The sequence below is a fragment of the Trinickia sp. LjRoot230 genome, from assembly GCF_964253315.1.
Lineage (GTDB): Bacteria > Pseudomonadota > Gammaproteobacteria > Burkholderiales > Burkholderiaceae > Trinickia.
In genome coordinates, this window is sequence record NZ_CAXUQX020000001.1 from 2,280,246 (window position 1) to 2,291,849 (window position 11,604).

9 protein-coding genes and 1 pseudogene are annotated in these 11,604 nt (G+C 57.5%); 9 read left to right on the forward strand and 1 reads right to left on the reverse strand.

The genetic code is table 11. The annotated features are described in order from the left end of the window. Window positions 1-503 precede the first annotated feature (503 nt). Window positions 504-1,343 (reverse strand): hypothetical protein, encoded by an 840-nt coding sequence (locus ACSQ20_RS10680; RefSeq protein ID WP_436019683.1) that lies wholly within the window; start codon window positions 1,341-1,343, stop codon window positions 504-506. Window positions 1,344-1,514: 171 nt separating this feature from the next. Between ACSQ20_RS10680 and ACSQ20_RS10685 the strand changes: the two are divergent. The 9 genes and pseudogenes from ACSQ20_RS10685 (at window position 1,515) to ACSQ20_RS10725 (ending at window position 11,602) form a co-directional block, all read left to right on the forward strand. Further along, window positions 1,515-2,705, forward strand: a pseudogene (locus ACSQ20_RS10685) (IS256 family transposase). A gap of 560 nt (window positions 2,706-3,265) precedes the next feature. Next, window positions 3,266-3,991, forward strand: a complete 726-nt coding sequence (locus tag ACSQ20_RS10690) for a TSUP family transporter (protein WP_436019685.1) — start codon at window positions 3,266-3,268, stop codon at window positions 3,989-3,991. Window positions 3,992-4,004: 13 nt separating this feature from the next. Then, window positions 4,005-5,027, forward strand: a complete 1,023-nt coding sequence (locus tag ACSQ20_RS10695; protein ID WP_436019687.1) for a sensor histidine kinase — start codon at window positions 4,005-4,007, stop codon at window positions 5,025-5,027. Continuing rightward, a complete protein-coding gene (locus ACSQ20_RS10700) occupies window positions 5,024-6,160 on the forward strand; it encodes a porin (protein WP_436019689.1) in 1,137 nt (378 codons plus the stop codon). The genes ACSQ20_RS10695 and ACSQ20_RS10700 overlap by 4 nt, the downstream gene beginning before the upstream one ends. Before the next feature lie 279 nt (window positions 6,161-6,439). Further along, window positions 6,440-6,721 carry a hypothetical protein gene (locus ACSQ20_RS10705; protein ID WP_436019691.1) on the forward strand — a complete coding sequence of 94 codons (282 nt, stop codon included), beginning with the start codon at window positions 6,440-6,442 and terminating at the stop codon, window positions 6,719-6,721. Window positions 6,722-6,957: 236 nt separating this feature from the next. After that, on the forward strand, window positions 6,958-8,163 hold the full coding sequence (locus tag ACSQ20_RS10710) for an amino acid ABC transporter substrate-binding protein (protein ID WP_436019693.1): 1,206 nt from the start codon (window positions 6,958-6,960) through the stop codon (window positions 8,161-8,163). Between the two features lie 9 nt (window positions 8,164-8,172). Next, window positions 8,173-9,063 carry a branched-chain amino acid ABC transporter permease gene (locus tag ACSQ20_RS10715; RefSeq protein WP_436019695.1) on the forward strand — a complete coding sequence of 297 codons (891 nt, stop codon included), beginning with the start codon at window positions 8,173-8,175 and terminating at the stop codon, window positions 9,061-9,063. Further along, a complete protein-coding gene (locus tag ACSQ20_RS10720; RefSeq protein WP_436019697.1) occupies window positions 9,063-10,073 on the forward strand; it encodes a branched-chain amino acid ABC transporter permease in 1,011 nt (336 codons plus the stop codon). Before ACSQ20_RS10715 ends, ACSQ20_RS10720 begins: the two co-directional genes overlap by 1 nt. A gap of 71 nt (window positions 10,074-10,144) precedes the next feature. Beyond that, complete coding sequence (locus ACSQ20_RS10725) at window positions 10,145-11,602, forward strand: ATP-binding cassette domain-containing protein (protein WP_436023040.1); 1,458 nt, start codon at window positions 10,145-10,147, stop codon at window positions 11,600-11,602. Window positions 11,603-11,604 lie beyond the last annotated feature (2 nt).

Genomic DNA, 11,604 nt, shown 5'->3' on the forward strand with positions numbered 1-11,604 from the left:
TTTTTCGCTAGCTGAAACGCATATTGCAGCGTCATTCCATAACATTCCCTCGACGCAAAAACCACCAATTATTTTTCCATTCATGCGTTCACTTTAATGGTGGCCATCCACTGAAATTAGCTATTTGTCCGACGACCGGAACCGCACCTGGAATCCTGATAGATCCACCTGTGCCGATTAAAGCTACGCAATATCAACATATCAATTCATGGATTAACGAGGCAAAAGTGAAGACGAATAAAATTTTTCTGGCGATCCAGACCTGCGCCAGTCTCACGTTAGCTGCAAGCACAGCTTGGCCGCTGTTGGCCAATGCGGGCTCTCTATCCTCTTCCGCCGATGACGACCGTGTATGCGACTTCGAGCGACAGGGACAGTGCGAACAGTTTGCACCGGCGGCACGCGATGGAGCTAGCACGGCGGACGGCAACGCTCGAAGTTCCTCTGCCGGAAAAAGAGGTCCGGCGGTAGGGGCGATCGCAGCAGTAGGCGGTGTCGCAGCGCTATCCGGTTCGGGAAACGTCGGTGCGAAAAGTTCCGGTGCAACGGGCAGCAGCTCCGGAAATACCAGCCAAAGCGGTGGTACGCGAGGTGGTGGGGCCGAAGGCCATGGCGGTGGTGAAGGGCACGGCGGTGGCGAAGGTCATGGCGGCGGCGAAGGTCATGGCGGTGGCGAAGGTCACGGCGGTGGCGAAGGTCACGGCGGTGGCGAAGGTCATGGCGGTGGTGAAGGTCACGGCGGTGGTGAAGGTCACGGCGGTGGTGAAGGTCACGGCGGTGGCGAAGGCCATGGCGGTGGCGAAGGCCATGGCGGTGGCGAAGGTCACGGCGGTGGCGAAGGTCATGGCGGTGGCGAAGGTCATGGCGGTGGCGAAGGTCACGGCGGTGGCGAAGGTCACGGCGGTGGCGCGGGACACGGCGGCGGCGAAGGCCATGGCGGCGGCGAAGGCCATGGCGGTGGCGAAGGTCACGGCGGCGGCGAAGGTCATGGCGGTGGCGAAGGTCATGGCGGTGGCGAAGGTCATGGCGGTGGCGCGGGACACGGCGGCGGCGAAGGCCATGGCGGTGGCGAAGGTCATGGCGGTGGCGCGGGACACGGCGGCGGCGAAGGCCATGGCGGTGGCGAAGGTCACGGCGGTGGCGCGGGACACGGCGGCGGCGAAGGCCATGGCGGTGGCGAAGGTCACGGCGGTGGCGCGGGACACGGCGGCGGCGAAGGTCATGGCGGTGGCGAGGGACATGGCGGTGGTCAAGGCCATGGAGGAAGCGGAGGCCACGGTGGATACGGTGGTCAGGGCAGCAGTGGAGGAAACGGCAGCGGTTGTGGCGGTGGACACGGACATTGAGAAAGCGCCCTACACTTCTCTCTTCGCTGAACGCTAGGTTTCGAAGTTAAAACCGGAGACGAATCGGCGTGGCGTCTCCGTTCGATGCACTCGGATCGAACGGGCACGCGGAGCCTGTCATATTTTCTGTGTGCCGAGGTCATGAGACGATAACGGAAATTACGTCCTATGACCGAAGCAACTGTGACGAAGAAGAGCAAGATCCCGAAGGCGCCGAAGCTGTTCCCCGATGATCTAATCGATCAACTGCTCGCGCAGGTGCAGAACAAGGATGCCGAGTCGGTTCTGGGCAAGTCGGGCTTAGCCGGGCAATTGAAGAAGCAACTGGCTGAACGCATGCTGGCGGCGGAGCTGACACACCATCTGGAGAGCGAGGCTGAGCAAGGCAAGGCCGGCAACCACCGTAACGGCGCCAGCCGCAAGACGGTCATCACGCCCAACGGCAAGCTGAATCTGGACATTCCGCGCGACCGGCAGGCGCGTTCGAGCCGCAGTTGGTGGGCAAATATCAGCGCCGTCTACTGGGCTTCGACGATCACGTCATCAGCATGTATGCGCGCGGCATGAGCGTGCGCGAGATCCAAGGCCATTTGCTGGAGTTGTATGGCTTGTAGGTGTAGCCCGACCTGATTTCGACCGTCGCCGATGAGGTGCTGGCCGAAGTCGAACAGTGGCAACAACGCCCATTGGAGGCGATGTATCCGATCGTGTATTTCGACGCGCCGCGGCTGAAGATTCGCGACGAAGGTACGGTCAAGAACAAGGCGGTGTACCTCGCGATGGGCATTCGGCCGACGGCCGTAAGGAAGTGCTAGGTCTGTGGATCGAGCAAACCGCGGGTGCGAAGTTCTGGCTAAAGGTCTTCAACGAACTGAAGAACCGCGGCTTGCACGACATCCTGATCGCCGTCGTCGATGGTTTGCGCGGTTTCCCCGAGGCGATCGAAGCGGTGTATCCGGCCGCGCAGATCCAGATGTGCATCGTGCACCTGATCCGCAATTCGCTGAATCTGGCGAGCTTGAAGGAACGAAAGCCGTTGGCACCAGCGCTCAAGCCGATCTATCAGGCCGCTATCGCCGAAGCAGCCGAGGCGGCGATGTGGCAGCGCCAATGAGAGCAAGGCCGGAAGTACGAAAGATCATATACACGACCAACGCGATCGAGAGCATGCACATGCAGTTGCGTAAGATCGTCAAGAACCGCGGTCATTTCCCCAGCGACGAAGGCGCCAGCAAATTGCTGTACTTGGCCTTGCGCAACATCGAAAAGGATTGGAAGATGCCGCCTATCACTTGGTGGCAAGCAGTCAATCAGTTCGCCATTCTATTCGGCGAGCGATTCACCGCCGCCATCAGCTGAGACTTTTTAACCGATCTCAGCACACAAAATTCGTGACACCTTCCATTCACGCGTGTCGCATCACCAGAATCCACTGCCTCCCCGGTTTTATATCGCGAACTGCGACGCTCTGTTGGCACGCAAACGAATGCGCCATCCGGTATCGCGACACGCGAGCGGTGTTGCTCGGGCCACTCGACAACGTACTGCAATTGACGTCGACGAATCGAGACAGGCCGATTTGGACCTGCATCGCAAAAACCACGCCCTAAGACAAACCCATTGCGCTCCGTGACAACAGGGAGCAGCAACGGCGACGCTCACACCAGACCTTTGAAGATCAAGTTCGCAACACAGCACATCGGCTTCGCATATCCATATTGCGGCACAGCTTTACATTTGGGAAATTACCGTCTTAGATATATTCAAATGGCACCATAAAATTTAAAATTGCCACATTAAATTTCACAAAAAACGTTACATCTATTTTAAATGTCGTCATTAAGGCCAAGAAGAAAATACGGGGCTGCCAGATCGTCCAATACCTCAATCGATGCATCACTTTCGGCAAGGTGGTACCCGTGTCTCCTGTCACGTCCCTTATCGTTCTGTCAGGCGCGAGCTTCACAACCTCCGTGTTTACGGCAGCAGTAGGCATCGGAGGCGGGATAGGTCTGCTGGCCGTCATGTGCTCCTTCCTGCCTTTTGCCGCTGTAGTTCCTGTTCACGGACTCATTCAGCTTGTAAGCAACGGAAGCCGGTTCTACTTGAACCGCGAACTTGCCGAAACACGATTACTCCCCGCCTACGCAGCGGGCGTCCTGCTGGGTGCGGGCGTCGGCTGCCTGCTGCTCGGAAATGTGCCGAATGCCAACCTCTCGAAGCTGCTCGGCGTTTTCATCCTCCTCTACACGTGGACCTCGGTTCTGCGCTGCGTAGGGAAATTCATTGGAAACTTCATGATCCTCGGATGCATTCAGGCATTCCTGTCGCTCTTCGTTGCAAGCGTTGGGACGATCTCTCAACCGGTCCTCATCAAGCAAGGGCTGCCGAAAGACCGTGTAATCGTGACCCACGCCATGCAAATGACCGTGCTCCATTCAGCAAAGGTCGCGGCCTTCGTCATAAGCGGATTTTCCTTCTATCACTACTGGAAGGTTGCATTGGCAATGACCCTGACATCAGCGCTCGGTTCGTATGTGGGAGGCAGCTTGATGAAAATAATTCCCGAACGCATTGGCACGTTGCTGCTCAAGCTCGGTATCTCGGCCTTCGCCGCGCTCATGATCGCCGGCGTATCGGCGTGAAAGCGGAGACACCATGACGACCGATAGCTTGGGTGCACGCATCTTCTGGCGCATGACGCTGCTGTTTGCTCTACTTGCGCTCGCCGAAAACGCGATCGCGTTTCAAATAGCGGCAGCGCCTTGGTATTGTCGGTTGGCCATCCAGGGCGTGATGTTCACCTTCACGGCCGCCCTTGCATTCCTCATCTTGACAAGCGAGCTTCGCCCGCTGCTCCGGATGAAGGATTACATTGCCGAGCGCAAGCCGACGCAGCTCGAGCCCATTCGCTTCGAGGACCTCCATTCGGAGCTGCGTCCTATCGCTGATGCGCTCAATCAGTGCGCTGCGCGTCTGAGGCTCGATGTAACCCGCCGACGCGAATTCATTGCCGATGCTGCGCATCAACTACGTACCCCGCTTGCATTGCTTGAACTCCAGGTTCAATGCGCCTTTCGATGCGAACACGATGACCCGGAGATCCGCGAGGCGATTGCCGGTATTCGCTGCACCGGCAGGAAAATGACCGGCATCGTCAACCAGTTGTTGCTGCTTGCGCAAGCTGACGAGACGATTCCACCCGCCGCGCGAGCGGCTGTGGACATGAAAGGCATTGTCACGACAGCAATCGAGGAGCTTGCAACAGCCGCACAACATCGCAATGTCGATTTGGGAGCCGAACTCGCGGGAGAGCTTTTCGTATCCGGCAGCGCTAACCTGCTTATGGCACTCGTGAAGAATGTCATCGAGAATGCGATTCGCCATATCCAGGAAGGTGGGCGCGTAACAGCCTCTTGTCGCCTCGATGCTAAAGAAGTCATTTTCGAGGTGGAGGACAACGGCCCCGGAATCGCGGCTGAGGAGCGCCCGCGCGTCTTCGATCTCTTCTATCGCGGTAGATCCTCCGCGGAAGGTACAGGCCTGGGTCTAGCAATCGTTCGTCGCGTTGCGGAAGCTCATGGTGGATCGGTCACGTTGGCCTCAGGTCCAGAGCGAGTCGGCTTGCAGGTAACGGTACGTCTGCCTGGGTGGCCGACGGATATGGCGATGGGGGCATGATCGTGAGAAAAGCATGCGGCGTACTAGCCGTACTGACTGGCGCTATGGCTGCGGGCAACGCTAATGCACAATCAAGCGTGCAGCTTTACGGCCTGCTGGATTTGAGCTTTCCAAGTTATCAATCGCATGCCGCAGCCAACGGCGGTCATGTGATTGGCGTGGGCTTCCATGGAGAGCCCTGGTTCAGCGGCAGCCGCTGGGGCTTGAAAGGAGAGGAAGATATTGGCGGCGGATCAAGGATCATCTTCCGGCTGGAAAGCGAATACGTCGTAGCCAACGGCACGATGGACGACCCTGGCCAGATCTTCGATCGCGATGCATGGGTGGGAATCCAAAACGATGTGCTCGGCAAGCTGACGGCGGGCTTCCAGAACACCATCGCTCGCGACGCAGCTGCCATTTATGGCGATCCGTACGGAAGCGCCGCGCTGGGCACCGAAGAGGGAGGTTGGACGAACTCGAACAACTTCAAACAGATGATCTTCTACGCCGGGAGCGCGACCGGAACGCGGTACGACAATGGGATCGCGTGGAAGAAGTTGTTCGGCAGCGGTCTTTACGCGAGCGCTGGCTACGCATTCAGTAACTCGACATCGTTTGCATCGGGTAGCACCTCTCAGGTCGCGCTCGGATACAACGGTGGCGCATTCAACCTCGCGGGATTCTATAGTCACGTGAACAACGCAGGCTTGGCCAATCAGACATTCTCCTTCGGCGGGAACTACTCCATTGATGTCGTTCGCATGAACGCCGGCTACTTTCACTACACCGGCGGTCAGGGCACGCTTGGAAAGCGACACGATGACGCATGGACGGTTTCATTCAAGCTCTCTCCGAGAGGATCACTGGACTATGAGCTGGGGTACCAACAGATGCGCGTGCACCACGCTGCCTATGGCATCGACGGGAACGTTCCGAACGCGAACCTCGGCAGTGAGTTCAACAGCTCAACAGGACTGCATGACGGTTTTAAAGAAACGCTCTACGGCTCGGTCTTCTATCACTTGTCAAAACGCACGGAACTTTATCTGGCTGGCGACTATATGCGATTGCATGGCGGATATACCGTTGCCTCGACTTTCGGTGCAAAGAACCAGATTGAGTTGACGTCGGGAATACGAACGCGCTTTTGATCTCGATGTCAGGCCGCGGTCACCCCGTACCCTCGAGGTGGCCAAGAGCCATTGGCTCAGTCATCGAAACTCATTGATGGCGAACGTGAGTGCGAACCCACGATAGCAACACATCCGCTACTTTCTCGTTGTTCAGATCCTGCATCATCTGTGGCTATTACCTTCGAGGCTCACATCGGGCAGTTGAAGAACCGGCGCTAACAGTTTCGGCTGCCGCCGGGTTCTACTCGGTCTGGATGTTCGCCCCAGGCATACCGGCGTCTCGCGTACGAAGGCAAGTTGCCCAATCATCTCAAGCTCGATCTTGAGATCATCGCGAGACTAGAGGGATTGCCAAGTGAACACCCATCCGATGCGGACGTCGAGACCGCCATCGCGTCAGCCATGACGGCGCATCGTTCGCATGAGAGCCAGATCGCCTTCGTTCGTTCATGGATAAGCCGATCGAATGCCGAAAACGTCGTCGGCGCGCTGCTGGACATTAGCGAACCGCACCGATGGGCTGAAGCCGTGGGCTCATCGTTCAAAGAATCGATAGCCATCAATACGACCGTCGGTTAAATCGCACATCGATCGCTACCGCAGATTTGTCCGTCGAAGCGGGGCAACTTCAACATTCGCTTTCTGAATGACGACTTTCGCGCACGCGTCGAGATTTTGTTTTAGTGACGCGCGAATATACACACAGCACCGTTTCGCCTCACAACGCTGAGGCGAAACGGTGCTGCCGAGATTCGGCCACATCGTCGGTATCTCGCCGTCACTCACGAACGCACTCGATCTCCGAGGACGCACGCATGCGCGATTATTCACACAATAGGCGTCTCTGCGCCACACTGACGGCTTTGATACTGAGTGGTCCCGCGCTTGCCGCTGACGAAGTGACCATAGGGGCATCCCTGCCTCTATCGGGACCACTGGCCGGCTTCGGCGCGTATCAGAAATGGGGCTACGAAACGGCGGTTCTCGACATCAACAAGAACGGTGGACTCAATGTCGACGGCCGCAAGTACAAAGTCAAACTCATCATTCGCGACGATAAAACAGACCCCAACGCTACGGCAAGTAACACGGAAACGTTGATCTCCCGGGACGGCGTCGTCGCAATGCTCGGATCGTGTACACCGGCGCTGGTGAATGCAGGCGCCCTGGCAGCAGAGCGTAGAAAGGTGCCTCTCGTAACGGGTTGCGATCCGCTTGAGAATTTTAAATCGGTTCGAAAATGGACGTATGCATGGGACATCTTCTTCGACGAACGCGATCTGGGCACCGCGACATTTCGAATGATGTCCGACTATGGACTCGTTACGAATAAAAAGGTGGCTGTCTTCTCGGACAATGGTCCCGATGGCCAGCAATTGCGGCAACATATCTGGGCCGAGGCCTCCAGCACCGGCGGATACACAATCTCTCAGTCGAGCGGCTTCCCTGTCGACAGCCAGCAGTTCACGTCAATGATCGAGGAAGCGAAAGCCGCTGACGCGCAGATCGTGCTGGTAGATGCCATTCCTCCGCAGGCTATCGCGATGCGCAAGCAGATCGCGTCGGCCGAGTATTATCCCAAAATCCTCGACATCGAAAAAGGCGCCGAACCGGAGCAGTTCGCTCGCGCTCTAGGGAAGTTGGCAGACGGCGTCCTGGTAGGGGGATATTGGGATCCCACTTTTCCCTATCCCGGCGCGGCACAACTAGCCGAGCGTTTTGAATCAGAAACCAGGCAGACGCAAAGCCAGCACATCGCCGATTCGTACGCCGCGGCACAAGTCCTCCTCGATGCCATCGCGAGCGCCGGCAGCCTTGATCGCGAAAAGATCAATGCAGCAATCGGCAGCACGAACAAGACCTACGTTGTCGGTCCGGTAAAGTTCGATTCCGAGCACACCTCACGCATTCCCATCGCGATGATGCAATGGCAAAACGGGGTTGCCGTACCGGTATGGCCGAGGAATCTGGCGAAGGGAAAGCTGCTTTTTCCTTTCCCGCCAACCCGTGACACCCGGTGAGATGCGGCAATGCTTGCGCTTGAGTTTGCAAACAGTACTGTCATAGTCAACAGCATGGTGTCAGGCCTGCTGCTGGGCAGCATGCTGGCGCTGATCGCTCTAGGTCTGTCCATCATATTGGGCGTCATGCGGTTGCTCAATCTCGCCCACGGAGAACTGCTGATCGCGGGCGCCTATCTTGAATATTTTTTGTTGCTTCTGACAGGATGCGACCCGCTACTTTCGTTGCCGGTAGTCGGTGGCGCCACTGCAGGGCTCGCGTTGCTGCTGCATCGAGTACTCATCCGGCCGTTATCAAGCAAAGGGGCCGATGCAACGATGATGACGATGCTCGGCGTTTCCATCATTCTCCAAAATTTCTATGTGCTCGCTTTCCACGCCGACACACGGGCAATTGACACGGCATACGCCGCACAATCGGTGCACTGGGGATCGATCACTGTCGCAAAAATTTATGTCATCGGCTTTGGCCTCTCTGTCATTTCAATATCAGCCGTCCATCAACTCATCATGCGCACGGCGTTCGGTCGTGACCTGCGGGCCGCCTCGAGCGACCCTTTTGCGGCCGCGGTAGTCGGCGTCGACGTCGACCGTGTACGCGCACTGACATTCGCGCTGGGTGCTGCATGTGCGGCTATGGGAGGCGTACTCATTGGCACCGCGTTTGCGTTCTCCCCGAGTAGCGGTACGTCATATTTGCTGAGTAGCTTCACCGTCGTTGCAATGGGCGGCATTGGCAACGTCTTCGGAACGCTCCTTGCCGGCATGGTTCTGGGTCTTGTACAAAGCACTGCAGCACTGACGTTTGGTGACGGCTACCGCGATTTCGCCGGGCTCATTCTTCTACTCGTCTTCCTGACTTTGCGACCACGCGGCTTTGCCGCAGCGGGAGCATCATAATGCCGCCGTTGATCAACCGACCGTTGCCCCCACTGTCGCCACAGTCGCCAACTGCCGAAAAACCGTATCGAAGAACTTCCTGTTTCCGCTCAACCCCGTTCATGCGGGCAGTCCTCGGACTGGTTGTTTTCGCGACAATAGCAACGGCAAGCATCGTCGCCAATGACTATATCCTGGAGGTTGGGTTTCAGCTATTGCTGGCCATCGCGCTGGCCGAAGCCTGGAACTTGATGGCGGGATACGGTGGTATGGTGTCGCTCGGGACCGCGGCGTTTTTTGGCATTGGCGCATATGCGTTTACCGTGTTGACCAACCGGGCAAACGCACCGCTCCTCCTTGCACTTCCACTTGCCGGTATCGTCGGTGCGGTTATCGCATTACTGTTGGCCGGCGCGGTATTCCGACTGCGGGGTTTGTATTTCGCCGTAGCCACGCTGGCATTCAGCGAAGCGCTTCGGCTCTTCATGGTCAACTACAGCGGCTTCGGCGGCGCAACAGGCCTGTTTCTTTCCAAGGATCCTCCGGGACCGCATGCGCTTTTCACGCTGGCACTCGAGTTGTTGGCTATAACCACGCTCATCATATCGGTGGCTACCCGCTCACGCTTTTCAATTTTTTTGCGCGCAGTTCGCGATGATGAAGACGCCGCCGCTCAAATCGGCGTCCGGACATTCCTGGTCAAACTCGTAACCTTTCTCATAGCGAGCTTCGTGACAAGCATTGCAGGGGCACTGCAAGCAGTGAAAGTCGGTGCGGTCGAGCCCTACGGATCGTTCGGACTGCCATGGACCTTCGGCACCCTGTCGATTGTAATGATTGGCGGAAAAGGTACGCGCACTGGCCCACTACTGGGAGCCTTGTTCGTCACCTTACTTGGGGAGTTACTCGCCAACTGGCCCGCATTGCATCTAATGATTACCGGTGCCGTTCTCGTTATGGTCCTCCGCTTCGCTCCTGACGGGTTAGCGGGACTATGGAAGCAACGTTTCGAGCAGGGAGACAGCTCGTGAGCAACACCGCTGCACTGCTCGAGACAGAGCGTCTTTCAAAACGCTACGGCGGCATCGTTGCCGCCGATCATATGTCATTGACGCTGAGACGCGGCGAGGTGTTAGGTGTCATCGGACCTAATGGAGCTGGCAAATCGACCCTGGTAGGTCTGATCGGAGGTGCGATCAAGCCCGACTCGGGCAAAATCCACTTCGATGGACGCGACGTGAGCAGCCTGAACGCGAGTCAGCGTGCGCGGCTCGGCATTGGGCGCACTTGCCAGATTCCGCGCCCTTTTCTCCACATGACAGTACGCGAGAACCTGCTCGCTGCACGCTATAGTCGCCATCCTTTTTCGCCAAAGAAGACGGCCGAAGGTGTCTGCGATCGACTTCTCGATCGCACAGGATTGCTTGACGCCGCTGATACTCGCGCTCGGCATTTGCCACTATTGCGGCGCAAGCGGCTCGAGTTGGCGAGAGCACTGGCACTCGATCCGGTTCTCCTATTGCTCGATGAGGTGGGTGCGGGCCTCGTCGATAGCGAAATCTCAGAGTTGGTCACGTTGATTCGATCTCTGCGCGTCGACGTGCAAGGGATCGTGATTATCGAGCATGTCCTACGTGTAGTTCGTGAAACATGCGAACGATTAATCGTGATGAACTTCGGCAAGCCGTTCGCGGAAGGCCCCACGTCCACGGTGTTGGCGAGTGATGAAGTCGCCACCATCTACCTCGGCACCGCACGCATACGATCTGCGCCAATCGGCATCGCCGCCCCGACGCGTGTAGATGTCGCGGCCGTGAAGCCGTCCAGAGCGCCGCATCCTGTCGATCCAATTCCGTTGCTAGAGCTCGCCGGCGTTCACGCCGGCTACGGTCAAGCGCGCGTCTTGAACGGTATCGACATGAAGATATATCAGGGCGAGGTTTTAGCGATACTGGGAACCAATGGCGCAGGTAAAACGACGCTTGCAAACGTAATCTGCGGCGGCCTTCGACCGAGCGAAGGAACCATTCGGATCAACGGACAATTGGTAACCCCAACGTCACCACATCAGATTGCCCGGCTCGGCGTAGCGCATTGCATGGAAGGTCGGCGCATTTTCGGTTCACTCACCGTTCAAGAGAACCTTATGCTTGCCGCTCGCGGAGTCGGGCGCGCTGAGATGTCAAGTCGACTCAAGCATGTCTACGACATCTTTCCGGACTTGCGGGAACGTCGAGCCAACTTCGGAACTGCGTTGTCGGGCGGTCAACAACAAATGCTGGCGATCGGTCGGGCCGTCATGGCGCGGCCGCGCGTGATCATATTCGACGAAATCAGCCTCGGCCTGTCACCGCTAACGATGGATCGGTTGTATCAAACATTGGGCGAACTAAAGCATACGGGGATGACCATGTTCATTGTCGAACAGGACGTCCAACGGGTGATCGACCTCGCCGATCGAACTTACGTCATGGAACGCGGAAGATTTGCGCTTTCTGGGCCCGCGATGGTGGTGAAAGATAGCCCACTACTGCGACGCCTCTATATTGCCGCCGATTGACT

Coding starts and splice junctions, on each gene's coding strand:
- ACSQ20_RS10680 (WP_436019683.1), bottom strand. CDS start 1,343: ATGTCCGTGTCCACCGCCACAACCGCTGCCGTTTCCTCCACTGCTGCC.
- ACSQ20_RS10695 (WP_436019687.1), top strand. CDS start 4,005: ATGACGACCGATAGCTTGGGTGCACGCATCTTCTGGCGCATGACGCTG.
- ACSQ20_RS10700 (WP_436019689.1), top strand. CDS start 5,024: ATGATCGTGAGAAAAGCATGCGGCGTACTAGCCGTACTGACTGGCGCT.
- ACSQ20_RS10710 (WP_436019693.1), top strand. CDS start 6,958: ATGCGCGATTATTCACACAATAGGCGTCTCTGCGCCACACTGACGGCT.
- ACSQ20_RS10715 (WP_436019695.1), top strand. CDS start 8,173: ATGCTTGCGCTTGAGTTTGCAAACAGTACTGTCATAGTCAACAGCATG.
- ACSQ20_RS10720 (WP_436019697.1), top strand. CDS start 9,063: ATGCCGCCGTTGATCAACCGACCGTTGCCCCCACTGTCGCCACAGTCG.
- ACSQ20_RS10725 (WP_436023040.1), top strand. CDS start 10,145: ATGTCATTGACGCTGAGACGCGGCGAGGTGTTAGGTGTCATCGGACCT.